Below are 24,993 nucleotides of genomic sequence, written 5' to 3'. Positions count from 1 at the left end.
AAATAAATTTGATTGGAAAAAAGGATTTAAATTTTCTACATATGCAACTTGGTGGATAAGACAAGCAATAACAAGAGCAATAGCAGATCAGGCAAGAACCATAAGAATACCTGTGCATATGGTTGAAACTATAAATAGATTGAATAAAGTTATAAGAGAATATTTACAAGAGAATGGAGAATATCCTACTAATGAAGAACTTGCAAAGTTAATGGATAAACCAGTTGAAAAAATAGATGAAATTCTTTTAGCGGCAAGAGAAACTATATCAGCTGATTCTCCAATAGGGGGTTCTGATGATGATGATACTTCATTAGGAGACTTCTTGGCTGATAATAATGCTGATCAACCAGAAGAAGCAGCAGTTAAAATGATATTAAGAGAAGAAATAGAAAAGATACTTGATACATTACAACCAAAAGAAGCTACAGTTTTAAAGATGAGATACGGATTATTAGATGGAAAAGTAAAGACTTTAGAAGAAGTCGGGAAATTTTTCAATGTAACGAGAGAAAGAATTAGACAAATAGAGGTAAAAGCACTTAGAAAATTAAGACATCCAAGTAGAAGTGCTCAATTAAAAGAATTAAGTGCGATGCTTGGCAAAAAAATATTTTAATGGGGGATTTTTATGTTAGAAAACGAAGGAGTTTTTGAAATTCAGCCAAAAATTCCTGCATTTTTCAAAGAAGAATTAGATGAAGAACAATATGAATCAGTTATCAAATCAAATGGAAAATCATTGATTATTGCAGGTCCTGGGTCAGGAAAAACAAGAGTTATAACTTATAAAATAGCTTATTTAATTTATAATGATATAAAACCAGAAAATATACTTCTTTTAACTTTTACAAGAGCTGCTGCAAAACAAATGATAGAAAGAGTAAAAAATGTTACTAATATGGAATTAAATGGTATGATGGCGGGAACTTTTCATCATTTTTGTAATTATATCTTAAGAGTATATGCATCCAAAATTGGTTTTAACAATAATTTTACAATACTTGATAGTGAAGATTCAAAAGATCTAATGAAAATTGCAAGAAATGAATACTGTGAAAAATTAGGCGATTATGCAAAAAAAATACCTAAAGAAAATGTAATATTGAAAATAATAAGTTATTCTTCTAACACATTAAAATCTTTAAGAGAATCTATATTAGAGATATCTTCTTTTTTAATAGAATATGAAAATGATATTGAACAAATATGGATAAAATATCAAGAATTAAAAAAAGAAATAAATGCTATGGACTATGATGATCTATTGATAAATACAGCTATGCTTTTAAAATCTGATAAAGAACTTTTAAAATATATATCTAAAAGATATAGATATGTCCTTGTAGATGAATTTCAAGATACTAATAAAATACAACTTGAAATAGTAGAAGCGCTTTCTGATTATCATAAAAATTTAATAGCTGTTGGAGATGATTCGCAAAGTATATATTCTTTTAGAGGTGCAAGATTTGAAAATATAAAAGATTTTATGGATGAAAAAAATGTAAAACTTTTTAAAATTCAGACAAATTATAGATCTACGCCTGAAATAGTAAATCTTATAAATGATATGATTCCAACATCATCTGTAAAAAAACATTTAAATGCTAAAAGGAAACCTTATTTAAAACCTACCATAATAGAAACTTTTGATGATCTTGAACAATCAGAAGCCGTTATAAAGATAATAGATGAAAAAATAGAAGAGGGAATAGAATATAATGATATAGCTATACTTTATAGATCACATGCTCTATCTATGTCATTACAACAAAAATTAGATTCGAAGTTAATCCCATATAAATTATTATCAGGGAAACGCTTTATAGAAACAAGACATATTAAAGATATTTTATCTTTTTTAAAAATACTTTATAATCCTTATGATAAGATTTCTTGGATAAGAGTGATGAAACTTTTTCCTGGAATAGGTACAAAAACGGCAGTTAGAAATTATGAAAGTATAATTTCTAATCTTTCAGAAGGAATAAATATTTTAGATATATTTGATAAACTTTCAAATAAAAAAACAAAAGATATATACGAATTACTTACAAAAATATATAAAAAAAGAGATGATAAACCTCAAAATTTAATAAACGAAATATATGAAAATTTTTATAAAGAATATTCAAATTTAAATTATAAAAATTCAAGATCCAGAAATATGGATATAGAAAGGTTTTCTGAAATTTCAAGTAAATATGAAAATACTGGAAAATTTCTTGAAGATATGACTTTAAGTGAAAATATAGAAGTTAGACCTTCAGATAAAAATGATAAAAAAGATGAAATAACTTTAACAACAGTTCATGGCTCAAAAGGACTTGAATGGAAAGTAGTAATAATAATTTCGGCAAATCCAGGAGATTTTCCAAATGGTATGGCAATAAAAGAAAAAAATTTAGATGAAGAAGAAAGATTGTTTTATGTTGCGATAACGAGGGCAAAAGATGAATTATATATATTAAAACAAACAACGGGTTCAACTAACCCATATTTAAGAAATTCTTTTGTATTTATAAAAAGTGAAAATGATTTCATAAAAAAGATTTCAGAAGATAAAGTTAATAAAATGAGAGTTGGATATTTATAAAAATAAACACCTGAAACGTGGAAAACGCTTCAGGCGTATTTAGGCTAATTAAAATATAATGTTAACTCAACTTAATTGAAAAGTAAAATTATATAATGTAAAATATAACGTGGTATTTTATAAAAAAGATAAGGAAGGAGGGCAATAATAAATATGCCAACGATTAATCAATTGATTCGTTTTGGAAGAAAAACATCAAAAAGTAAAACAAAATCTCCTGCTTTAAAGGGAAACCCACAAAAAAGAGGAGTATGTGTTAGGGTATCAACAATGACACCAAAAAAACCTAACTCAGCTTTAAGAAAGATTGCAAGGGTTAGACTATCAAACGGAATAGAAGTAACAGCTTATATCCCAGGTGAGGGTCATAATCTACAAGAACATTCAAACGTTCTATTAAGAGGTGGAAGAGCAAAAGATTTACCTGGTGTTAGATATAGAATAATAAGAGGAACACTCGATGCTTCTGGAGTAGAAGGAAGAAATCAGTCCAGATCAAAATATGGAACAAAGAGACCTAAGAAATAATAAGGAGGGTTGAATAGATGAGAAGAAGAAGAGCGGAGAAAAGAGCAATAGCTCCAGATCCAGTTTATAATGATATTTTAGTTTCAAAACTTGTAAATAGAATAATGGTAGATGGAAAAAAATCAAAAGCTCAAAAAATAGTTTATGAATCATTAGAAAGATTAGCAGAAAAAACTGGAGAGAAACCAGTTGATGCATTCCATAAAGCTTTAGGAAATGTTAGACCTGTAGTAGAAGTAAGATCAAGAAGAATAGGTGGGGCTACTTATCAGGTTCCATTCGAAGTACCAGAAAGAAAAGCAATATCATTAGCGTTAAGATGGATAGTTACAGCTGCAAGAAGCAAACAAGGAAAACCTATGGTAGATAGATTATCACAAGAACTTTTGGATGCTTTCAATGAAACAGGAATTGCAGTTAAGAAAAGAGACGATACTCATAAAATGGCAGAAGCAAACAAGGCGTTTGCTCACTATCGCTGGTAATAATAGGAGGGAGTTGTTTTGAAAGAGAGAGTTTACCCCCTTGATAAAACAAGAAATATAGGGATAATTGCACATATAGATGCTGGTAAAACTACAACCACAGAAAGAATTTTATTCTATACTGGGACAAAGCATAAATTAGGTTCTACAGATGATGGAACTGCTGAAATGGATTGGATGGAACAAGAAAAAGAAAGAGGAATAACAATCACATCAGCAGCTACAACTGCTTTTTGGAAAGATAATAGAATAAATATAATTGATACACCAGGTCACGTTGATTTTACAGTAGAAGTTGAAAGATCATTGAGAGTTCTTGATGGAGCTGTTGCTGTATTTGATGCACAGGTTGGTGTAGAACCGCAATCAGAAACAGTTTGGAGACAAGCGGATAAATATCAAGTACCAAGAGTTGCTTTCATGAATAAAATGGATAAAATTGGAGCAAACTTTTTTAATGCTGTTCAGACAATGATAGATAAACTTGGTGCAAATCCAGTAGCTATGGAAGTACCTATTGGAGCTGAAGCAGATTTCGAAGGAATAATAGATTTAGTTACAATGACAGCATATAAATGGTTAGACGAAGAAGGAAAAAATTTTGAAAAAATAGATATACCAGAAGATTTAGTTTCTGTATGCGAAGAAAAAAGAGAAGATTTAATTGCAGCAGCAGCTGAATTTGATGAAGAGTTGATGGAACTTTATATAGGTGGAGAAGAAGTACCATTAGATAAATTAAAATCTGCTATAAGAAAAGGAACAATTTCAAATCAATTAGTTCCGGTATTTTGTGGAAGTGCATTCAAGAATAAAGGTGTACAACCTGTATTGGATGCAATAGTAGATTATTTACCTTCTCCAGAAGATATGCCTCCAATAAAAGCTTTTGATGAGGATACGGGAGAATTTATAAAAGAAGTATATCCTACAAAAAATGAAGATTTCCTTGCATTAGCATTTAAAATAATGGTAGATCCATTTGTTGGAAAACTTACATTTGCAAGAGTATATTCTGGAAAACTCGATAAAGGATCATATGTAATGAATACAACAAAAAGTAAAAAAGAAAGAGTATCAAGATTGGTATTCATGCATTCAGATAAAAGAGAAGAAGTAGATTCTGTAAGAGCAGGAGATATCGTTGCAATAGTAGGGTTAAAAGATACAACAACTGGAGATACATTAGCATCTGAAAATTCCGGATTAATTCTTGAAAAAGTTGAATTTCCAGAACCTGTTATTTTCCTTTCTATTGAGCCAGAGACAAAAAATGATGAACAAAAATTATCAAAAGCTTTATCAGGTTTAATAGAAGAAGATCCAAGCTTGAAAGCATACGTTGATCATGAAACGGGAGAAACTATACTTGCAGGAATGGGAGAACTTCATTTAGAAGTAATCGTAGATAGAATAAAAAGAGAATATAATGTAGATGTAAAAGTAGGTAGCCCACAGGTTGCTTATAGAGAAACGATAAAAGAAAGAAAAGAAGTAGAAACAAAATATGTAAGACAGTCAGGTGGTAAAGGTCAATATGGTCATGTAAAGATAATAGTAGAACCATTACCTTTAAATTCAGAAAAAACATTTATATTTGAAAACAAAGTTGTTGGTGGAGTTATACCAAAAGAATACATACCGGCTGTAGAAAATGGAATAAAAGAAGCTTTAAATAATGGAGTTCTTGCTGGATATCCAATGGTTAATGTTAAAGCTACATTATTTGATGGATCTTATCATGAAGTTGACTCTTCAGAAATGGCATTCAAAATAGCAGGATCTATGGCTTTAAAAGAAGCAACTAAAAAAGCAAAACCTGTATTACTTGAACCTGTCATGAAAGTTGATGTTACAACTCCAGAAGAATATATGGGAGATATAATAGCTGACTTAAATTCAAGAAGAGGTAGAATAGATGGATTTGATAATGTTGGTAACTCAAATACAAGAGTAATTCATGCATTCGTACCATTATCAGAATTATTTGGTTATGCAACAGCTATGAGATCATTATCACAAGGTAGAGCTACCAATTCTATACAATTTGATCACTATGCAGAAGTTCCAAACAGCGTTGCTGAAAAATTAATAAATAAAGAGTAATAAAACGCTTGAACAATAAAAAAAAATAATGTATAATTGCAAATGATTATAAAAATCATTTAAAAAACGAGGAGGGGAACCCGTAATGGCAAAAGAAAAGTTTGTTAGAGACAAAGTCCATATGAATATAGGAACAATTGGACATATTGACCATGGTAAAACCACATTAACAGCAGCTATAACAAAGGCAATGTCACTCAAAGGTGGAGCTGATTTCACTCCGTTTGACATGATCGATAAGGCTCCAGAAGAAAGAGCAAGAGGTATCACTATAAGTGTTACTCACGTTGAATATCAGACAGCAAAGAGACATTATGCTCATATAGACTGTCCAGGCCATGCTGACTATATTAAAAATATGATAACTGGTGCGGCACAGATGGACGGAGGAATACTTGTTGTTGCAGCAACAGATGGTGTTATGCCACAGACAAGAGAACACGTTCTTCTTGCAAGACAGGTTAATGTTCCTGCGCTTGTAGTTTTCATAAACAAAGTTGATATGGTTGATGATGAAGAATTAATAGACTTAGTTGAAATGGAAGTAAGAGATTTATTATCATCTTATGAATTCCCAGGAGACGATCTTCCAGTAGTTAGAGGATCAGCACTTAAAGCATTAGAAGAAGATTCAGCTGATGGTGAATGGATGCAACATATCTATGAATTAATGGATGAAGTTGATAATTATTTCCCAGAACCAGAAAGAGCTGCAGATCAACCATTCTTGATGCCTGTTGAAGATATATTCACAATTACTGGTAGAGGAACAGTTGTTACTGGTAGAGTTGAAAGAGGAACAATTCATCCATCAGATGAAATTGAAATAGTTGGAAATTCAGCAGAAACTCATAAAACAGTATGTACAGGTGTTGAAATGTTCAGAAAAGAATTAGACGAAGGTACAGCTGGAGATAATGTTGGATGTCTTTTAAGAGGTATAGGAAAAGACGATGTTAAAAGAGGACAAGTATTGGCAAAACCAGGTTCAGTTACTCCACACAAAAAATTTAAAGCACAGGTTTATGTATTGAAGAAAGAAGAAGGCGGAAGACATACACCATTCACAAAAGGATACAGACCACAGTTCTATATCAGAACCGCTGATGTTACAGGAACATTAGAAGAATTTGATGGCGGAGCAGAAATGGTAATGCCTGGTGACAACATCACAATGACAATAGAATTAATCTTCCCAGTAGCTCTTGAAGCAGGTATGAGATTTGCTATAAGAGAAGGCGGAAGAACAGTTGGTGCTGGTGCTGTTACAGAAATAATAGAGTAATAAAACAATTTTGAAATAAAAAAAAGATAAAATATTTAAGGAAAAAATTACAGGGGGGCACTAAGCTCCCCTTATTATTCGAAATGAAGGAGGCGAAATAGCTCACATGGGTAAAAAATTCATAAAAATAAGGTTAAAGGCTTATGATCACAGATTATTGGATGAATCAGCTAAGAAGATTATAGAAGCTGTAAAAGAAGCTGATGCAAAAGTATCTGGACCTATACCTTTACCCGTTGAAAGAAGTGTTTATTCAGTGATCAGATCACCACATAAATATTCTTATTCAATGGAACAATTTGAAAAGAAAGTACATAAAAGAGTTATTTATATCTATGATGCATCACCTGAAACAGTAACCAATTTATTAAAGGTTAACATACCAGCAGGAGTTGCAGTAGATATAAAAGCTTAAAATTTAATATATCGGGCTCTGGAGGTGTAAATAATGAAAGGTTTATTAGGAAAAAAAGTAGGTATGACAAGAGTTTACAAAGATGGAAAGGCCATCCCGGTAACTGTTATAAAAGCTGGACCTTGCTATGTAGTTCAGAAAAAAACAGTTGAAGTAGATGGTTATAATGCAATACAGATAGGTTTTGAAGAAATTCCTGAGAGAAAAAACACGAAACCATTGAATGGTCATTTCAAAAAGGCCGGAGTAAAAGATATGAGATTCTTAAAAGAATTCAGAATGGAAAATGTAGATGAATATGAAATCGGACAAGAATTAAATGTTTCTATATTTGAAGAAGGTCAAAAAATTGATTTAATAGGAACATCAAAAGGTAAAGGTTACTCTGGACATATGAAAAGATGGAATTTCTCTGGTGGAGAAGTATCTCACGGTTCAAAATTTCATAGAGCATTAGGTTCAACTGGTAATGCATCTTATCCAGCTAAAGTGTTTAAAGGCAAAAAAATGGCAGGACAGTATGGAAATAAGAAGAATACAGTATTGAATTCAGAAGTTGTGCACATAGACCCAGAAAATAATCTAATAGCAGTCAAAGGTGGAGTCCCAGGATCGAAGGGCGGATTCGTTATTGTAAGGAATACAATAAAAGTTAAGAAATAATAAACGCCCGAAAACGTTATAAGGAGGTTAGATTTGTATGGCACAGGTAGAAATACTTGATATCAAAGGCCAAAAAGTTGGCGAATTAGAATTAAAAGATAGTATTTTCGCTATAGAACCAAATCACGATGTTATGTATAGATACCTCGATATGCAGCTCACAAATAAAAGATCAGGAAACGCATCTACAAAAACAAGAGCTGAAGTTAGAGGTGGAGGAAGAAAGCCTTGGGCACAAAAACATACAGGTAGAGCAAGAACAGGTTCTATTAGATCACCATTGTTCAGAAAAGGTGGAGTTATTTTTGGACCAAGACCAAGAGATTTCAAAAAATCTTTAAACAAAAAAATGAAAAGATTAGCTTTGAGATCAGCTTTAAGTGTGAGAGTTTCAGAAGGAAATTTAATCATATTAGATGATATAAAATTTGAAGCTCCAAGAACAAAAGAAATGAAAGTTGTATTGAAGAATTTAAACTTAGAAACAAATAAAGTATTATTTGTTTTACCATTCAAAAATGAAAATAACGAAAATGTTAAATTAGCTGGAAGAAACATACCTAAAGTTAAAGTTATAATTGCAGATAATCCAAATCAAGGAAAAGTAAATATAGATGGTTTGAACATTTTCGATTTAATAAACAATGAAAAAGTTGTAATGACAAAAGATATGATAGCTAAAATTGAGGAGGTGCTTTGATGATGGAAAAAACAAAAGCATATGACATAATAATCAAACCAGTCCTCACAGAAAAAACATATACAATGATGCAAGAAGGTAAGTATACATTTAAAGTTGCACCTGATTCAACAAAACCTGAAATAAAAGAAGCTATTGAAATATTATTCAATGTCAAAGTTGAAAAAGTAACTGTTATGAATGTTAAAGCTAAACCAAAGAGACTTGGTAAAAGTGAAGGTTACAGAAGCGGTTGGAAAAAAGCAATAGTTAAGCTATCTGAAGGTTATGTTATAAAAGAACTTCAGGGCAATTTGTAATGAGAGGTGAGAAGAATGGGTCTTAAAAAATTTAAACCAACTACACCATCAAGAAGATTTATGGTAATAACTGATTTCTCTGAAGTAACAACAAATAAACCAGAAAAATCTTTAATAGCACCTTTAAAAAGAGGCACAGGTAGAAACAGTTATGGAAGAATAACCATGAGACATCGTGGTGGTGGACATAAAAGAAAGTATAGAATCATAGATTTTAAAAGAAATAAATTTGATATACCTGCAAAGGTAGTTTCGATAGAATATGATCCAAATAGAACAGCAAGAATAGCTTTATTAGTATATGCTGATGGTGAAAAAAGATATATATTAGCTCCAAAAGGAATAAAAGTTGGAGATCAAATAATGAATGGTGCAAATGCAGAAATAAAAGCAGGAAATGCTATGCCATTAGAAAATATACCATTAGGTACATTAGTTCATAATATCGAATTTGAACCAGGAAGAGGCGGAAAAATAGCAAAATCAGCTGGAACTTATGCTCAGTTGATGGCTAAAGAGGGAAAATATGCTTTATTAAAGATGCCTTCTGGAGAATTGAGAAGAGTTAGAATTACATGTATAGCTACTATAGGAATGGTTGGAAATGAAGAACATTCTAATGAAGTAGATGGTAAAGCTGGTAGAAAGAGATGGAAAGGTTGGAGACCAAAAGTAAGAGGTATGGTTATGAACCCTGTAGATCATCCAATGGGTGGTGGAGAAGGAGCAAGTAAAGGTCATTTACCACAATCACCATGGGGTACACCAGCAAAAGGTTATAAAACAAGAAGAGGCGCAAGAAAAAGTGATAAATTCATTGTAAGAAGAAGAAAAGGAAAGTAATAAGGGGGTGCAAGCGAAGTGAGTAGATCATTAAAAAAAGGACCATATGTACATGAAAGCCTTATAAAAAAGATAAGAATAATGAATGAAAAAGGCGAAAAAAAAGTAATAAAAACATGGTCAAGAGCATCAATGATAATACCAGAAATGGTAGGACATACAATAGCTGTTCATAATGGTATGAAACATATACCAGTATATATATCAGAACAGATGATAGGACATAGATTAGGAGAGTTCGCTGCAACAAGAAGATTTGGTGGACATGTTGATAAGAAAGCTGCAAAAGGAAAGATGAAATAAGGAGGGTGTTTTAGATGGCTTCTAATTATTCAAGAGTTAAAGACGGTAAAAGATTAAAAAGATCCGTTTATCATAAATTAAGAAAAGAAGAAGAAGCTTCTAAACCAAGAGTTGAAGCAAGAGCTACCGCTAAATACTTAAGAATGTCACCAAGTAAAGGAAGATCAGTGGCAAATGGTATTAGAGGAAAAAGTGTATCAGAAGCATTGCAAATACTTATGTTCAGCCCTAAAAAAGCTGCAAGATTGACATATAAAGTATTGATGTCAGCTGTAGCTAATGCTGAAAATAATTTTGGTTTAAAAGCAGAAAATTTATATGTATCAGAAGTAATGATTAATGAAGGTCCAAGAATGAAAAGACTATGGGCAAGAGCAAGAGGAAGAGCTGACATATTGCAAAAAAGAATGTGTCATATAACAGTTGCTGTAAAGGATAGAACAGCTGAATAAAAAGAGAGGTGAATTTCGTGGGTTCAAAAGTACATCCATATGGTTTTAGAGTTGGAGTTTCAAAACCTTGGAAGTCTGTATGGTTTAATGAAAAAAATTACGAAGAATACCTTCATGAAGATAAATTAATTAGAGATCATATTGCTAAAGTATATGAAAGAGCTGGAGTTGCTGATGTTATAATAGAAAGACCAAGCGATTCTTTAGTGAAAGTAGATATACATGCTTCAAGAGTTGGTATGATAATAGGAAAAAAAGGTTCAGAAATAAAAGCTTTAAGAGATATATTAAAAAATATGATAAATAATAGAGCAGTTAAAGTTTATGTTCATGAAGTAAAATCTCCTTATACAAATGCACAATTAGTTGGAGAAGATATTTCAGGACAATTACAAAGAAGAGTTTCACATAAAGTTGCTTTAAAAAGAACAATTGGAAATGCAATGAGAAGAGGCGCAAAAGGAATAAAGGTAATGGTATCAGGAAGACTTGGCGGAGCTGACATTGCAAGAACAGAATGGTACATGGAAGGTAGATTACCTTTACAAACATTGAGATCCGATATAGATTATGCATCAGTAAAATCAGAAACAAAGTACGGAACTATCGGAATCAAAGTATGGATTTACAAAGGTGACGTACAGCTTTGAGCCAAAGGAGGTAAATAAACAATGTTAATGCCTAAAAGAGTTAAATATAGAAAAGTTCAAAGAGGCGGTAGATTAAAAGGTATGACCAAAGGTGGAGCAACTGTTCACTTTGGAGATTGGGGTTTAAAAGCCCTCGAAGGTTCATGGATAACAGCTCAACAAATTGAAGCATGTAGACTTGCTATGGTTAGAACATTAAAAAGAAGTGGTAAGATCTGGATAAAGGTTTTCCCTGATAAATCAATAACTTCAAAAGGTATTGGTACAAGACAGGGTAAAGGTAAAGGTGACGTAGAAGGTTGGGTAGCAGTGGTAAAACCAGGGAAGGTACTTTTTGAAATAGGTGGTGTTGATGAAGCCCTAGCTAAAAAAGCCTTACACTATGCTGCTACAAAGCTCCCAGTGAGAACCAAGATAGTTCCTAGATATCAAATAGGGGGTGAAAAATAATGAAGGCATCAGAATTTAAAAACCTTACAGATCAGGAATTAACTCTAAAATTTGAAGAAACAAAAAAGAAATTATTTGAGCTCAGATTTCAGTTAGAAATGGGTCAGTTAAAAAATACAGCTACTATAAAACAGGTAAAAAAAGATATAGCTAGAATAAAGACCATACTTAGAGAAAGGGAACTGGGCATAAGGAGGTAAGAAGGAATGCCAAAAAGAAAAATAATTGGAAAAGTCGTTAGTGATAAAATGGATAAAACCATAGTTGTTAAAGTAGACGACCTTGTAAAACATCCAGTTTACAAAAAAACAATAAAGAGATCAAAAAAATACCATGCTCATGATGAAGCTAATGAAGCATCAATTGGAGATATAGTTGAAATAGAAGAATGCAGACCAATATCAAAAACTGTAAAATTCAACTTGATCAGAGTGGTAAAAAAAGATATTTTTGCGTCTGAGGAAGAAACACCCGAAACTGTGGAGGAAATTCTTGGGGGTGAAAACTAATGGTTCAAGTAGAATCAAAGTTAAGATCGGCTGATAACTCAGGAGCTAAATCGTTAAAGGTAATAAGAGTGTTAGGTGGTTTTCATAAATCAACTGGAACATTAGGAGAAATAGTTGTTTGTGCGGTTCAAGAAGCTGTTCCTCATACAGATATAAAAAAGGGTCAGATTGTTAAAGCTGTAATAGTTAGAACAAGTAAAGAAGTTGGAAGAAAAGATGGTTCTTACATAAGATTTGATGATAATGCAGCTGTCTTGATAGATAAAAATAATTTGCCATTGGGAACAAGAGTTTTTGGACCTGTTGCTAGGGAAATAAGAGATAAAGGGTTTACAAAGATAGCATCACTGGCAAAAGAAGTTTGGTAAGGTGGTGAATAGAATGAAAATAAAAAAAGATGATACAGTAATTGTAATTTCAGGAAAAGATAAAGGGAAAAAGGGAAAAGTTTTAAGAGCTATTCCTAAGTCACATAAAGTAGTTATTGATAATATAAATATTGTAAAGAAGCATCAAAGACCAACTCAACAAATGAAAGAAGGCGGAATAATCGAGCAACCATCTCCATTACATTCCTCAAAAGTAATGTTGGTATGTTCTAGCTGCGGAAATCCAACTAGAGTTGGTTATAAAGTACTAGAAGACGGAAAAAAGGTTCGTTACTGTAAAAAATGTAACGAAATCATTGATTAAGTGTAATGAGGAGGAATAATAAAAATGGCTGATTACATTCCACTTAAAGAGAGATACGCTGAAAAAGTTGTACCTGCTCTTCAAAAAGAATTTAATTATAAGAATATTAATCAAGTGCCAAAAATAGAAAAAATCGTCGTAAATATGGGAATAGGCGAAGGTTCAAGAAATAAAGGTGTTGTAGATAAACATGCTCAAGAATTAACAGAAATTGCTGGACAGAAAGCAATTATAATAAAAGCTAAGAAAAGTGTTGCGAACTTCAAATTAAGAGAAGGAATGCCTATAGGTGCCAAGGTTACTTTAAGAGGAAAAAATATGTATAATTTTCTCTATAAATTAATAAATATAGTATTACCAAAATTAAGAGATTTTAGAGGACTATCTAACAATTCTTTTGATGGAAGAGGAAATTATACATTTGGATTGAATGAACAATTAATTTTTCCTGAAATGAGACCTGACAATGTGAATAGAGTTCAAGGTATGGATATAACTATAGTTACATCAGCACATACAGATGAGGAATCAAAAGAACTTTTAGCAAACCTAGGTTTCCCATTCAAAAGAGATTGATTGGAGGGATAAATTAAATGGCTAAAAAAGCAATGGTGGAAAAATGGAAAAAAGAACAAAAATATAAAACAAGAGAATATTCAAGATGTAAGGTATGCGGTAGACCAAGAAGTGTTATAAGAGAATTTGAATTATGTAGAATATGTTTCAGAAAAATGGCTTCAGAAGGAAAACTTCCTGGAGTAAAAAAGGCTAGCTGGTAAGGAGGGAAACGTTAATGTGGAGTGATCCCGTAGCAGATTTGCTTACAAGAATAAGAAACGCTAACTCTGTATTAAAAGAAAGTGTAGAAATTCCTGCTTCAAACTTAAAAAAATCTATTCTTGATATATTAAAAAAAGAAGGGTACATAAACGATTATAAGTTCATAGAAGATGGAAAACAGGGTGTTCTAAAAGTAAGCTTAAAATATAAAGGTGATAGAAGAAATAAAGAAAAAGTAATAGATGGTATAATAAGAGTGTCTAAAGCTGGAAGAAGAGTATACGTTAAATCAGAAGAAATTCCTAAGGTTAAAGGTGGAATGGGTATTGCCATAATTTCCACTTCCAAGGGTGTTCTCACCGACAAAGAAGCAAGAGAACTAAATGTTGGTGGAGAAGTAGTATGTTATGTTTGGTAAGGAGGTGCATTGCTAATGTCAAGAATCGCAGATAAACCTACAGTGATACCACAAGGCGTTGAAATAAACGTAGAAGCAAACAAAGTTACTGTTAAAGGTAAAAAAGGCGAATTAAATTTAGAATTTAGATCGGAAGTTACTATAGATATAAACGAAAATGAATTAATGGTTGGTCTAAAAGAAGAAACATTAAAAAGAGCTTCAGATAAAAAAAGACTAACAGCATTAAGAGGAACATATACAGCATTAATAAGAAATATGATAACGGGAGTAACAGAAGGATTTTCAAAAGAATTAGAAATAGTTGGAATTGGATATAGAGCAGCAAAGCAGGGAAAACAATTAGTTTTAAACCTTGGTTATTCACATCCAATAGAATACGATGCACCAGAAGGAATAGAAATAGATGTACCAGCACCTAATAAAATCATAATAAAAGGTTCAGATAAATATATGGTTGGAGAAGTTGCTGCAATTATAAGAAAAATGAGAAAACCAAATGCTTATTCCGGAAAAGGTGTAAAGTATATTGATGAAGTAATAATCAAAAAAGAAGGTAAAAAAGTTTAATGTATAAGGAGGGCTGATCATTAATGATAAAGAAAGCTGATAAAAAGGCTCTTAGAAGAAAAAGACACTTAAGAATTAGAAGAAAATTAAGTGGAACAACTGAAAAACCAAGAATGGTCGTAAACAGAAGTGAAAAACATTTATATGTTCAAATCATAGATGATACAAAAGGTGAAACCTTAGCAGCTGCTTCAACAATGGACAAGGCATTAAAAGGAAAACTTGAAAAGACTTGGAATGTTGAAGCTGCAAAAGAAGTAGGTAAATTGATTGCTCAAAGAGCAACAGAAAAAGGAATAAAAAATGTAGCGTTCGACAGAGCCGGTTATAAATATCACGGAAGAGTAAAAGCCCTTGCAGATGCAGCCCGTGAATCTGGGCTCAAGTTTTAGGGAGGTGCAATAAAGTAATGGCTAAGAAGAACTTTAAGGCAACTGAAGTGGCTCAAGAATTTGAAGAAAAAATAATAGAAATAAGAAGAGTTACCAAAGTTACAACTGGAGGAAAAACAATATCTTTCAGAGCTGTTTCTGTAGTTGGTAATAAAAAAGGAAAAGTTGGAGTAGGACTTGGTAACGCTAGAGAAGTTCCACAAGCAATAAAGAAATCAATAGAAAATGCTAAGAAAAATATGATTGAAGTACCTGTATCAAACGGTACAATTCCATATGATATAAAAGGAAGACAGGATTCTTCAAAAATATTATTAATGCCTGCAGGACCAGGTACAGGTATAATAGCATCAGCACCAGTTCGTGCAGTTGTTGAATTAGCAGGAGTACAAAATATTCTTACTAAATCATTAGGTTCTACAACTATTTTAAACCTTGCACAGGCAACAATGAATGGACTAAAAGGATTAAAATCACCTGAAAAAGTTGCACAACTCAGAGATATCTCTGTGAAACAAGTATTCCAAGGCGCTCACAGGGAGGGATAAGAGATGGCAGAAATAAAAATAAAATTAGTAAGAGGAAGAGCAGGAAAAAATAAGAGACAATTAGCAACGTTAGATGCATTAGGTCTCACAAAAAAAGATAGAGAAGTGGTAAAACCAGATAATCCACAAATACGTGGAATGATAAATAAAGTTCAACACCTCGTAGTTACCGAGGAAATAGCGTAAGTGAGGGGGTAAGAGTTATGGCGCTAAAAATAGAAAATCTTAAACCCACACAAGGTTCAAGATTTAAAAGCAAAAGATTAGGTAGAGGTAAAGGTACCGGTCTTGGTAAAACAGCTGGTAAAGGTCATAAAGGTGCTAAATCAAGAAGCGGATACTCAGTAAGAATAGGCTTTGAAGGCGGACAGACCCCACTTTACAGAAGATCACCTAAATTCGGATTCACAAATGCACCATTTAAAACAATATATTCAATAGTTAATTTAAAAACATTAGAAGAAAGATTTGAAAATAATGAAGAAATAACTGTAGAAAAACTTTTAGAAAAAGGAATAATACACAAAGTAAATGACGGAGTTAAGGTACTCGGAGAGGGAGACTTAACAAAAACCTTTGTCGTTAAAGCAAACGCTTTTTCTAAGTCCGCAGTTAGTAAAATTGAAGCGGCTGGCGGTAAGGCAGAGGTGATCTGATAATGGCTAATGCATTCAGGAATATATTTAAGATCCCGGAACTCCGGGATCGCGTCATTTTTACGCTTTTGGCTTTAATAGCTTTCAGAGTTGGGTCATTCATACCTATACCTGGAATAAATGTTGATGCTTGGCAAGCAGCATTAAGCACAACACAAAATGGCGCAGCAGGGGGATTTGTAAACTTTTTTGATGTATTTTCTGGAGGAGCTTTAAAAAACTTCTCTATATTTGTATTAACAGTTACTCCATATATAAATGCTTCCATTATATTGCAGTTATTATCTTCTGTAATTCCAAGTTTAAAAGAAATGCTGAAAGAAGGAGAATCAGGAAGAAAGAAATTTGCTTCTTATACAAGACAGTTAACCATGGTTTTAGCTTTATTACAAGGATTAATGCTTTCATTAGCCGCTGTTAACTATAGAGCACAAGCATTGAATGGCTTTTTATTTGTAGTATTGGCTACAATTTCCATAGTTGCTGGAACAATGTTCTTATTATGGCTTGGAGAAATGATGACTGAAAAAGGTATTGGAAATGGTATTTCACTGTTAATTTTTGCAGGTATTGTATCAAGATATCCAGCATATGCTGCACAAGCATTGGTTGGATTAACACCTATAGAATGGATTTTACTCTTAGTTATAGCTGTAACAATAGTAATAACAGTAGTTGCAGTACAAACATCTGAAAGAAGAATAAATGTACAATATGCAAAAAGAGTAGTAGGTAATAAAATCTATGGTGGATCATCAACATACATTCCGGTAAAGGTTAATGGCGGGGGAGTTATTCCTGTAATATTTGCATCAGCTATTATGACATTACCAGACATGATTTCAAGATTTACAAAAAATACTGTAGACGATAGGTTATTTGGAATGGGTTCTCCATTGTACTTAACATTATTCGGAGTACTTGTATTTTTCTTTACATATTTCTATAGTTCAGTAGTTATGGATCCAAACGATGTAGCAAATAATATAAAAAATTATGGTGGATTTATTCCTGGAATAAGACCAGGAAAACCAACCACGAAATATATAAGAAATGTAATGAACAGAGTTACATTTATAGGAGCTCTATTTCTTGTAGTTATTTCATTATTGCCATATTTAATAAGAAGTACTGCAGGAGTTGAAATTTGGATAGGTGGAACTTCTACACTTATTGCGGTTGGTGTTGCATTAGACATAGTACAACAAATGGAACAACATATGATTGCAAGACAGTATGAAGGATTTATGAAAAAGGGAAAGCTCCGTGGGAGGAGATGAACTTAAATGAAACTCATATTTTTCGGACCACCTGGTGCAGGAAAAGGCACTCAAGCAAAAAGAGTATCCAAAGAATTTGATATACCGCATATTTCTACAGGTGATCTGTTGAGAGAAGCTGTAAAAGATGAGACAGAACTTGGGAAAAAGGTAAAAGAAATCCTTGAAAAGGGAAATCTTGTATCAGATGAAATCGTAAATGAACTCGTTGAAGAAAAAGTAAAAAAAATAGACAAATTTATTTTGGATGGTTATCCAAGAACTATACCTCAGGCAGAATTTTTAGATGAAGTATTAAAAAGTATAGATAAAGAACTTGACGGAATTGTTTTTATAGATGTTGAAGAAGAAGAAATAGTTGAAAGAATAACCAGTAGAAGAGTATGTCCTAAATGTGGTCGAGTTTATAACACTATAACTTTAAAACCAGAGGTATCAGGAATTTGTGATGATGATGGAACAAAATTAATACAAAGAGATGACGACAAGGAAACGGTTGTTAGAGATAGATTCCAAGTTTATCTAAAAAGCACTTCTCCTTTAATTGAATATTATAAGAAAAATAACAAAATTTTTACAGTAGACGGCTCTCAAGACATCGAAGACGTTACAAAAGAGTTGTTTAATATACTAAGGGGAGTTAGTGATGATAATAATAAAAACAGATAAAGAAATAGAAAAAATGAGACGGGCTGGACAAAGGCTTGCCCGTCTTCTTGATGAACTTTTGCCGAAAATAGTAAAAGAAGGTACTTCAGCAGAAGAAATAGAACTTTATGTTTTAAAATATGTAGATGAAGTTGGCGGAATACCTACATTCAAGGGATATGCTGAATATCCTTATGCCACAAATATATCTGTTAATGAAGAAGTAGTTCATGGATTTCCATTAAAAGAAAAAATTTTTAAATATGGAGATCTTGTATCTGTAGATTGTGGGATAACACTCGACGGATATGTTGCTGATAGTGCAAGAACTTACATAGTAGGAGAAGTAAATGAAGAAGAAAGAAAGCTTGTTGAAGCTACAAAAGAATCATTGTTAATAGGAGCAAAACAAGCGATAATAGGAAATAGAATAGGTGATATAGGACATGCCGTTCAAGAATATATTGAGGGACAAGGTTTTTCTGTTATAAGAGACTTTGTTGGACATGGTGTTGGTAGAAAACTCCATGAAGATCCTCAAGTTCCAAATTATGGGAAAATAGGTAAAGGTCCTAAAATAAGAAAAAATATGACATTAGCAATTGAACCAATGGTTGCTATGGGTGACTGGCAAGTTAAGATATTGGATGATGGTTGGACAACGATAACCAGAGATGGGAGTAAAGCAGCTCATTTTGAGTATACAGTTGCTGTAACTGAAAATGGTCCAGAAGTGTTGACAAGCCTGGAATACAATTCCCTATAAGAAGAAGGGGGGATAATATTGGCTAAGAAAAAAGATGTAATTACTATGCAGGGAAAAATTTTAGAAGCTCTTCCAAACGCAAACTTCAGAGTTGAATTAGAAAATGGACATGAAGTTTTATCGCATATATCTGGAAGAATGAGAAAAAATTTCATAAGATTACTACCTGGAGATAATGTAACAGTAGAAGTATCAATATACGATTTAAATAGAGGAAGAATAGTAAGAAGAGAAAAAATTAAGAGAACTGATCTGAACGAAGAGAACTAAGGAGGAATCAGTATGAAAGTAAGAGCGTCTGTTAGAAAGAGATGCGAAAATTGTAAAGTAGTAAGAAGAAAAGGAAGAGTTTGGGTAGTATGTTCAAAAAATCCAAAACATAATCAAAGACAAGGATAAGGAGGTATTAGTTAATGGCACGTATTCTTGGTGTTGAAATACCAAATAACAAAAAACTTTTTATTGCATTAACATATATTTATGGCATTGGAGATAAAACAGCTATGGATATATTACAAGCAACAGGTATAGATGCAGAAAAGAAAACAAAAGATTTAACAGATGATGAAATATCAAAATTATCTCATTTCATAAATGAAAATTATAAAGTTGAAGGTGATTTGAGACAAGAAGTAAATAAAAATATAAAAAGATTAATAGAAATAGGTTCTTATAGAGGTAAAAGACATAAAGGAAAACTACCTGTAAGAGGACAAAAAACACATGCAAATGCAAGGACAAGAAAAGGATCAAGATTAACAAAGATAAGAAAAAGATAAAAAGGGAGGTTAGAACTTAATGGCTAAAAAAGGAGCAAAGCAAAAAAGAAAAAAACTAACAGTCGATAAAGGCGTAGTTCATATAAATTCAACATTTAATAATACAATTATAACATTAACAGATTTAAGCGGAAATTCAATTTTATGGTCAAGTGGTGGAAATGCTGGATTTAAAGGAACAAAAAAAGGAACTCCATATGCATCACAGCTTGCAGCAGATAAAGTTGCAAAAGAAGCAATGAAATTAGGAGTTAAAAGAGTTGATGTTACAGTAAAAGGACCAGGATCAGGAAGAGAATCAGCTATAAGATCTTTACAAGCAGCTGGTCTTACAGTAGAAGGAATAAGAGATGTAACTCCTATACCACATAATGGTTGTAGACCAAAGAAGAAAAGATTTTAATTAGACTTGAAGGAGGTATTGTTTAATGGCAAGATATAGAGGGCCTCTTGATAAATTATCAAGACGTGAAGGTTTCAATTTATACTTAAAAGGCGAAAGAAGTTATACAGAAAAAACAGCTATTGCAAAAAGAAACTATGCTCCAGGACAACATGGAAAAAATAACAAAAAAATGACACAGTACGGAATACAGTTAAGATCTAAACAGGCATTAAAAAGAATCTATGGAGTATTAGAGAAACAATTTAGAAAATACTTTGAAGAAGCAGATAGAAAAGCTGGAAAAACAGATGAAGCTTTAATGCAAATTTTAGAATCAAGATTAGATACAGTTGTTTTCCAAATGGGATTTGCTGTAAATAGAAGAACAGCAAGACAAATGATTAGACATGGTCATTTTTTAATAAATGGTAAAAGGGTAGATATACCTTCATACAGATTAAGAGCTGGAGATATTGTTGAAATAAAAGAAGGAAGTAGAACAATACAACAGGTAAAAGAAGGTATGGAATTAGCTGAAAAGCTTAATAAATCACCAGTTTGGTTAGATGTAAATAAAGATCAATTTAAAGGAACATTTACAAGACTTCCAAGTCTTGAAGATATGGATGTACCTGTAAATCTACAGGATATTATCGAGCTTTATTCTAAGTAATTATGACGGTGCTTTCAATTTATTTGAGGATCACCTCGCTCCAAAAGTCAGGAAAGGAGGTGTATTTCGATTCAGTAGAAAAATGAATCGAATATAAAATATGGACATATTAATAAAACCTGAGAAATTTGAATTAATAGAACAAAAAGAAGAGCTGAACTATAATTATGCAAGATATGAATTATATCCATTAGAAAAGGGATATGCGATAACTATAGGTAATGCTTTAAGAAGAGTTTTATTATCATCTGTACCCTCTTTGGCTATAACTGGAATGAGAATTCCAGGGCAATTACACGAGTTTGATGTTGCTGAAGGCATAAAAGAAGACTTACTCGAAGTTACTTTAAATCTAAAAAAAGTTCAAATAAAAATAGATGACTTAAAAAATCTATCTAAGATTACAGATACTATTCCTTTAACTATAACTAAAAAAGGACCTGGAGAAATTAAAGCTGGAGATATACAAACACCAGCAGGTATAGAAATAGCCAATCCAGAATTTACAATAGCTCATTTCAATTCTGAAAAGACAATAGAAATAGAGTTATTTGCAGAAGTCGGAAAGGGATTTATACCATCTTCAGAATTAGACCATCCAACAGATGTAGAATATATATTTATAGATGGAGTATTTAGTCCAGTAACTAAAGTTAACTTTTTAACTGAAAATATTCGTGTAGGAAAGAGAACAGACTATGATAAATTAATATTAGATATTTGGACAAAGAAAAATATAACTCCAGAAGAAGCTTTAAAAGAAGCTACAGCAATATTAATGGAACATTTTATATTCATAGCAAAACTTTGGAAAGACACATCAATTGTTGAAGCGCTTGAACCTGTCCAGGATATGGGTGGAGCTGCTGATGAGTCTGATAAAGATGACTCAGAACAAAATATGTTTGGTCTTTCTTCAGAAATAATAGAAACTCCAATAGATAATCTTGATTTAACAAAAAGAGCTAAAAATTGTTTAAAACGTGAAAGAATAAATACTGTTGGAGAACTATTCAAAAAAACACCAGAAGAATTGATGAAAATCAAAAATTTTGGCAGAAAATCACTTGATGAAATAAAAAAAGAATTAGAAGATAAGTTCCAAATCGACTATGAAAAGTTATATGAGGAAGAAAGGAGGAGCTCTAACTAATGAGACATAGAGTAAAGACAAAAAAACTCAATAGATATGCTTCACATAGAAAGGCTTTGATCAAAAATTTAGCAAGAAGTGTATTTGAATCAGGAAGTATAATAACAACAACAACAAAAGCTAAGGTTGCGAGATCAGCTGTAGAAAAAATCTTAACTAAGGCAAAAAAAGCGAACTCCGCTGAAACAAAAGAACAAAAAATGGCTTTAAGTAGAGAAATAAATAAAAATTTCAATGATAGAAAATTAACAGCAAAAATAGTAAATGAAATTGCTCCAAAGTATATGGATAGAAACGGTGGATATACAAGAGTATTAAAGATAGGACAAAGAAGAGGAGACGCTTCTGAAATGTCAATTCTTCAATTATTACCAGTTGAAGAAAAATAAGAAATTAAAGGGGCTTTGAGCCCCTTTTTTTTATTGAATGAAAAAGTGGTAAAATATAAATGATAAATAAATTAGAAAATAATATTTGATAACATAAATAAAAATTTTTCATAAACATCTGGAGGTGCAGATACTTGAATGAAAATAATAAAAATTCTACGAAGGATAATATAAGAGCTGTAGAATTTGATATGGCAAAATTAAATGAAATGAATAGAAAAGATTTATATGATTTTGCTAGAAAATTACAGATTAATAATTATTCAAAAATGACTAAAAATGAATTAATGTTTTCTATTCTTAGAAAACAAACTGAATCAATAGGATATTTTTTCTATGAAGGAGTACTTGAAGTTTTACCTGATGGGTATGGATTTTTAAGAAATGTTGATAATTCATTATTACAAGGACCTGATGATGTTTATGTATCTCAATCTCAAATAAGAAGATTCAACTTATTTACAGGAGATGTTGTTGCGGGTCAAGTAAGACCTCCAAAAGAGGGAGAAAAATTCTTTGCTTTATTGAGAATAGAAGCGATAAATTATCAAGAACCTGAAAAAGCAAAAGATAGAGTATCATTTGAAAATCTAACACCTGAATATCCCACAAAAAAAATGACTTTAGAATATGAAAAAGGACCTTTAAGTTCAAGAATAGTTGATATGTTCTCTCCTATAGGCTTCGGACAAAGAGGATTAATAGTTTCCCCACCAAAGGCAGGAAAAACTACACTTTTAAAAGATATAGCGAATTCAATAGCAAAAAATCACCCCGAAACAAAAAGATATGTTTTACTTATAGATGAAAGGCCAGAAGAAGTTACCGATATAAAAGATACTGTAAATGCTAATATAATAGCAGCACCATTCGATATGGATCCAAAAAATCAAATTAAAGTTTCAGAAATGACTTTAAATCTTGTTAAAAGACAAGTTGAATTTGGACATGATGTAGTAATATTAATGGATAGCTTAACAAGATTTGCAAGAGCGTATAATTTATATGTTCCTTCAAGTGGAAAACTTCTAAGCGGTGGAGTAGATCCAGCAGCTTTAACTTTCCCAAAAAAATTTTTTGGTGCAGCAAGAAAAATAAGAGAAGGTGGAAGTTTAACAATAATTGCAACAGCACTTGTAGATACAGGATCTAAAATGGATGAAGTAATATTTGAAGAATTTAAAGGAACAGGTAATATGGAACTTATATTATCAAGAGATATTGCTAATGAAAGAATTTTCCCTGCTATAAATATTAAACAATCTGGTACGAGAAAAGAAGAACTATTACTCAATGAAGAAGAAATGAGTAATATTTTCATATTGAGAAAATTAATATCTGATATAGGAAATAAAGATTCCATAGAATTTATAATAAAAAGGTTAAAAGAATATGAAAGTAATAAAAAAATCTTTGAAGCTATAAATGATAAAAAATTTTATGGATAATGTAATATAATATATAATAAGGTTATATATTAGGGGGGATATAAATGGAACTATATACGAGAAAAATGAACTCAAAAATTGATAAAATTGGTAATTTTGTTATTATTCATGGTCTTGGAGAACATTCGGGAAGATATGCAAAACTTATAAGTCTTGTAAATGAAAAAGGTTACGATGTTTATACATTTGATTTACCAGGTCATGGAAATTCTAAAGGAAAAAGAGGAGATATACCAGATTTCTATGAACTTTATAAATTTATAGAAGATTATGTTCCAAATGAATACATATTATTTGGACATTCATTAGGAGGATGTATATCTACAAGATTTACAGAGTATACAGAAAAAAAACCTTTAAAATTAATTTTATCTTCTCCAGCACTTGGAGATGTAAAACAAAAAGAAAACTTAATAAAAATTTTAAGTATATTTCCAAAAATGACTGTAAAAAATGGAATATCACCCGAACTTTTATCTACAAATAAAGAAGCAATAAAAAAATATTTAAATGATCCTTTAGTCCATGATAAAGTGACTATAAGATTTATAAAAAATTTTTTTGTAGAAGCTCAAAAAGCTTTAGAAGAAATAGATCAAATAAAAATTCAAACAAGATTGATATATGGAACAGAAGATTATATAATAAACAAAAAATCTTATGATCTTATAAAAAATGAAAATATTGAAATAATACCTATGAAAAAAGGAAAACATGAACTTTTCGAATGTGAATACAATCAAGATGAGTTTTATAAAAAAATATTAGAAATGTTATAAGATAAAAAGGCATTAAATATATATATATATTTAATGCCTTTTTATAAAATAAAGTTAAATTATAATTAAAATAAAAAAGTGTATTGAATTTATAAATAAAATAATATATAATATAACTATACTTAATTACTTAACTAACTAACTATATATGTAATGGATGAGGTGAAAAAAGATGATAAGCGCTGAAAAACTGACGAAGAAATTTGGAGAATATGTAGCAGTAAATGAAATAAACATAAAAGTAAAAAGCGGAGAAATATACGGATTTCTAGGACCAAATGGAGCTGGAAAAACAACAACGATGAGAATGCTAACAGGGACATTAAAACCGAGTCAAGGAGAAATAAAG

At 31.5% G+C, this 24,993-nt stretch carries 40 protein-coding genes; all 40 read left to right on the top strand.

The window, feature by feature from the left end:
- On the top strand, positions 1-619 hold a 619-nt coding region (locus tag PWP28_RS11250), incomplete at its 5' end, for a sigma-70 family RNA polymerase sigma factor (protein WP_308644760.1).
- Between the two features lie 12 nt (positions 620-631).
- Complete coding sequence (locus tag PWP28_RS11245; RefSeq protein WP_109605176.1) at positions 632-2,599, top strand: ATP-dependent helicase; 1,968 nt, start codon at positions 632-634, stop codon at positions 2,597-2,599.
- Positions 2,600-2,752: 153 nt separating this feature from the next.
- Positions 2,753-3,127, top strand: a complete 375-nt coding sequence (gene rpsL / locus PWP28_RS11240; RefSeq protein WP_109605177.1) for a 30S ribosomal protein S12 — start codon at positions 2,753-2,755, stop codon at positions 3,125-3,127.
- Positions 3,128-3,144: 17 nt separating this feature from the next.
- Positions 3,145-3,612: a 30S ribosomal protein S7 gene (gene rpsG, locus PWP28_RS11235; protein ID WP_109605178.1), complete on the top strand. Its 468-nt coding sequence runs from the start codon at positions 3,145-3,147 to the stop codon at positions 3,610-3,612.
- Between the two features lie 18 nt (positions 3,613-3,630).
- Positions 3,631-5,718 (top strand): elongation factor G, encoded by a 2,088-nt coding sequence (gene fusA, locus PWP28_RS11230; protein ID WP_109605179.1) that lies wholly within the window; start codon positions 3,631-3,633, stop codon positions 5,716-5,718.
- Positions 5,719-5,803: 85 nt separating this feature from the next.
- Positions 5,804-7,003: an elongation factor Tu gene (gene tuf, locus PWP28_RS11225; RefSeq protein WP_308644759.1), complete on the top strand. Its 1,200-nt coding sequence runs from the start codon at positions 5,804-5,806 to the stop codon at positions 7,001-7,003.
- A 106-nt stretch (positions 7,004-7,109) separates the two neighbouring features.
- Entirely contained in the window at positions 7,110-7,418 is a 309-nt protein-coding gene (gene rpsJ, locus PWP28_RS11220) for a 30S ribosomal protein S10 (protein WP_109605181.1), read from the top strand.
- 33 nt (positions 7,419-7,451) lie between these two features.
- Positions 7,452-8,081, top strand: a complete 630-nt coding sequence (gene rplC / locus PWP28_RS11215; protein ID WP_109605182.1) for a 50S ribosomal protein L3 — start codon at positions 7,452-7,454, stop codon at positions 8,079-8,081.
- 37 nt (positions 8,082-8,118) lie between these two features.
- Positions 8,119-8,781 carry a 50S ribosomal protein L4 gene (gene rplD / locus PWP28_RS11210; RefSeq protein ID WP_264149854.1) on the top strand — a complete coding sequence of 221 codons (663 nt, stop codon included), beginning with the start codon at positions 8,119-8,121 and terminating at the stop codon, positions 8,779-8,781.
- Positions 8,778-9,080, top strand: a complete 303-nt coding sequence (locus PWP28_RS11205) for a 50S ribosomal protein L23 (protein WP_371682086.1) — start codon at positions 8,778-8,780, stop codon at positions 9,078-9,080. Before rplD ends, PWP28_RS11205 begins: the two co-directional genes overlap by 4 nt.
- A 15-nt stretch (positions 9,081-9,095) precedes the next feature.
- Positions 9,096-9,923, top strand: a complete 828-nt coding sequence (gene rplB / locus PWP28_RS11200) for a 50S ribosomal protein L2 (protein ID WP_109605184.1) — start codon at positions 9,096-9,098, stop codon at positions 9,921-9,923.
- Positions 9,924-9,941: 18 nt separating this feature from the next.
- Positions 9,942-10,226, top strand: a complete 285-nt coding sequence (rpsS, locus tag PWP28_RS11195) for a 30S ribosomal protein S19 (RefSeq protein ID WP_109605185.1) — start codon at positions 9,942-9,944, stop codon at positions 10,224-10,226.
- 14 nt (positions 10,227-10,240) lie between these two features.
- Positions 10,241-10,678: a 50S ribosomal protein L22 gene (rplV, locus tag PWP28_RS11190; protein ID WP_109605186.1), complete on the top strand. Its 438-nt coding sequence runs from the start codon at positions 10,241-10,243 to the stop codon at positions 10,676-10,678.
- Between the two features lie 17 nt (positions 10,679-10,695).
- Positions 10,696-11,328, top strand: coding sequence for a 30S ribosomal protein S3 (gene rpsC / locus PWP28_RS11185; protein ID WP_109605187.1), 633 nt, complete (start codon positions 10,696-10,698; stop codon positions 11,326-11,328).
- A 21-nt stretch (positions 11,329-11,349) separates the two neighbouring features.
- Positions 11,350-11,778 carry a 50S ribosomal protein L16 gene (gene rplP, locus PWP28_RS11180; RefSeq protein ID WP_109605188.1) on the top strand — a complete coding sequence of 143 codons (429 nt, stop codon included), beginning with the start codon at positions 11,350-11,352 and terminating at the stop codon, positions 11,776-11,778.
- A complete protein-coding gene (rpmC, locus tag PWP28_RS11175; protein WP_109605189.1) occupies positions 11,778-11,978 on the top strand; it encodes a 50S ribosomal protein L29 in 201 nt (66 codons plus the stop codon). Before rplP ends, rpmC begins: the two co-directional genes overlap by 1 nt.
- 6 nt (positions 11,979-11,984) lie before the next feature.
- Entirely contained in the window at positions 11,985-12,287 is a 303-nt protein-coding gene (gene rpsQ, locus PWP28_RS11170; RefSeq protein ID WP_109605190.1) for a 30S ribosomal protein S17, read from the top strand.
- Entirely contained in the window at positions 12,287-12,655 is a 369-nt protein-coding gene (rplN, locus tag PWP28_RS11165; RefSeq protein WP_109605191.1) for a 50S ribosomal protein L14, read from the top strand. The genes rpsQ and rplN overlap by 1 nt, the downstream gene beginning before the upstream one ends.
- 13 nt (positions 12,656-12,668) lie before the next feature.
- On the top strand, positions 12,669-12,980 hold the full coding sequence (gene rplX, locus PWP28_RS11160; protein ID WP_109605192.1) for a 50S ribosomal protein L24: 312 nt from the start codon (positions 12,669-12,671) through the stop codon (positions 12,978-12,980).
- 24 nt (positions 12,981-13,004) lie between these two features.
- Positions 13,005-13,556 carry a 50S ribosomal protein L5 gene (rplE, locus tag PWP28_RS11155; protein WP_264149855.1) on the top strand — a complete coding sequence of 184 codons (552 nt, stop codon included), beginning with the start codon at positions 13,005-13,007 and terminating at the stop codon, positions 13,554-13,556.
- A 17-nt stretch (positions 13,557-13,573) separates the two neighbouring features.
- Positions 13,574-13,759 (top strand): type Z 30S ribosomal protein S14, encoded by a 186-nt coding sequence (locus PWP28_RS11150; protein WP_264149856.1) that lies wholly within the window; start codon positions 13,574-13,576, stop codon positions 13,757-13,759.
- Between the two features lie 14 nt (positions 13,760-13,773).
- A complete protein-coding gene (gene rpsH / locus PWP28_RS11145; RefSeq protein WP_109605195.1) occupies positions 13,774-14,178 on the top strand; it encodes a 30S ribosomal protein S8 in 405 nt (134 codons plus the stop codon).
- 15 nt (positions 14,179-14,193) lie between these two features.
- A complete protein-coding gene (gene rplF, locus PWP28_RS11140) occupies positions 14,194-14,748 on the top strand; it encodes a 50S ribosomal protein L6 (RefSeq protein WP_109605196.1) in 555 nt (184 codons plus the stop codon).
- A 23-nt stretch (positions 14,749-14,771) separates the two neighbouring features.
- Positions 14,772-15,140: a 50S ribosomal protein L18 gene (gene rplR / locus PWP28_RS11135; RefSeq protein WP_109605197.1), complete on the top strand. Its 369-nt coding sequence runs from the start codon at positions 14,772-14,774 to the stop codon at positions 15,138-15,140.
- Between the two features lie 17 nt (positions 15,141-15,157).
- Positions 15,158-15,688 (top strand): 30S ribosomal protein S5, encoded by a 531-nt coding sequence (gene rpsE, locus PWP28_RS11130; RefSeq protein WP_109605198.1) that lies wholly within the window; start codon positions 15,158-15,160, stop codon positions 15,686-15,688.
- Positions 15,689-15,691: 3 nt separating this feature from the next.
- Positions 15,692-15,874 carry a 50S ribosomal protein L30 gene (gene rpmD / locus PWP28_RS11125; protein WP_109605199.1) on the top strand — a complete coding sequence of 61 codons (183 nt, stop codon included), beginning with the start codon at positions 15,692-15,694 and terminating at the stop codon, positions 15,872-15,874.
- A 17-nt stretch (positions 15,875-15,891) separates the two neighbouring features.
- The gene (gene rplO, locus PWP28_RS11120; protein WP_109605200.1) at positions 15,892-16,344 is read left to right on the top strand and encodes a 50S ribosomal protein L15; all 453 of its coding nucleotides are present in this window, start codon (positions 15,892-15,894) and stop codon (positions 16,342-16,344) included.
- A 2-nt stretch (positions 16,345-16,346) separates the two neighbouring features.
- Positions 16,347-17,624: a preprotein translocase subunit SecY gene (secY, locus tag PWP28_RS11115; RefSeq protein ID WP_109605201.1), complete on the top strand. Its 1,278-nt coding sequence runs from the start codon at positions 16,347-16,349 to the stop codon at positions 17,622-17,624.
- Between the two features lie 6 nt (positions 17,625-17,630).
- Positions 17,631-18,293, top strand: a complete 663-nt coding sequence (locus PWP28_RS11110; protein WP_109605202.1) for an adenylate kinase — start codon at positions 17,631-17,633, stop codon at positions 18,291-18,293.
- Positions 18,271-19,038: a type I methionyl aminopeptidase gene (gene map, locus PWP28_RS11105; RefSeq protein ID WP_109605203.1), complete on the top strand. Its 768-nt coding sequence runs from the start codon at positions 18,271-18,273 to the stop codon at positions 19,036-19,038. Before PWP28_RS11110 ends, map begins: the two co-directional genes overlap by 23 nt.
- 18 nt (positions 19,039-19,056) lie before the next feature.
- A complete protein-coding gene (gene infA, locus PWP28_RS11100; protein ID WP_109605204.1) occupies positions 19,057-19,308 on the top strand; it encodes a translation initiation factor IF-1 in 252 nt (83 codons plus the stop codon).
- Positions 19,309-19,320: 12 nt separating this feature from the next.
- Positions 19,321-19,437, top strand: coding sequence for a 50S ribosomal protein L36 (rpmJ, locus tag PWP28_RS11095; RefSeq protein ID WP_109605205.1), 117 nt, complete (start codon positions 19,321-19,323; stop codon positions 19,435-19,437).
- 14 nt (positions 19,438-19,451) lie between these two features.
- Positions 19,452-19,817 carry a 30S ribosomal protein S13 gene (rpsM, locus tag PWP28_RS11090; RefSeq protein WP_109605206.1) on the top strand — a complete coding sequence of 122 codons (366 nt, stop codon included), beginning with the start codon at positions 19,452-19,454 and terminating at the stop codon, positions 19,815-19,817.
- A 19-nt stretch (positions 19,818-19,836) separates the two neighbouring features.
- Positions 19,837-20,220, top strand: coding sequence for a 30S ribosomal protein S11 (gene rpsK, locus PWP28_RS11085; protein WP_109605207.1), 384 nt, complete (start codon positions 19,837-19,839; stop codon positions 20,218-20,220).
- 25 nt (positions 20,221-20,245) lie between these two features.
- Positions 20,246-20,875 carry a 30S ribosomal protein S4 gene (gene rpsD, locus PWP28_RS11080; protein ID WP_109605208.1) on the top strand — a complete coding sequence of 210 codons (630 nt, stop codon included), beginning with the start codon at positions 20,246-20,248 and terminating at the stop codon, positions 20,873-20,875.
- A gap of 100 nt (positions 20,876-20,975) precedes the next feature.
- On the top strand, positions 20,976-22,028 hold the full coding sequence (locus PWP28_RS11075; RefSeq protein ID WP_109605209.1) for a DNA-directed RNA polymerase subunit alpha: 1,053 nt from the start codon (positions 20,976-20,978) through the stop codon (positions 22,026-22,028).
- Positions 22,028-22,417: a 50S ribosomal protein L17 gene (rplQ, locus tag PWP28_RS11070; RefSeq protein WP_109605210.1), complete on the top strand. Its 390-nt coding sequence runs from the start codon at positions 22,028-22,030 to the stop codon at positions 22,415-22,417. The genes PWP28_RS11075 and rplQ overlap by 1 nt, the downstream gene beginning before the upstream one ends.
- A 191-nt stretch (positions 22,418-22,608) precedes the next feature.
- A complete protein-coding gene (gene rho, locus PWP28_RS11065; RefSeq protein ID WP_109605214.1) occupies positions 22,609-23,865 on the top strand; it encodes a transcription termination factor Rho in 1,257 nt (418 codons plus the stop codon).
- A gap of 44 nt (positions 23,866-23,909) precedes the next feature.
- A complete protein-coding gene (locus tag PWP28_RS11060) occupies positions 23,910-24,644 on the top strand; it encodes an alpha/beta fold hydrolase (protein WP_109605211.1) in 735 nt (244 codons plus the stop codon).
- A gap of 172 nt (positions 24,645-24,816) precedes the next feature.
- On the top strand, positions 24,817-24,993 hold a 177-nt coding region (locus PWP28_RS11055; RefSeq protein ID WP_308644744.1), incomplete at its 3' end, for an ATP-binding cassette domain-containing protein.

The sequence above is a fragment of the Oceanotoga sp. genome (genome assembly GCF_030445905.1).
GTDB classification, from domain to species: domain Bacteria; phylum Thermotogota; class Thermotogae; order Petrotogales; family Petrotogaceae; genus Oceanotoga; species Oceanotoga teriensis.
Note: the sequence above shows the minus strand (reverse complement) of the source record. Positions and strands in the feature narration are given on the sequence as shown.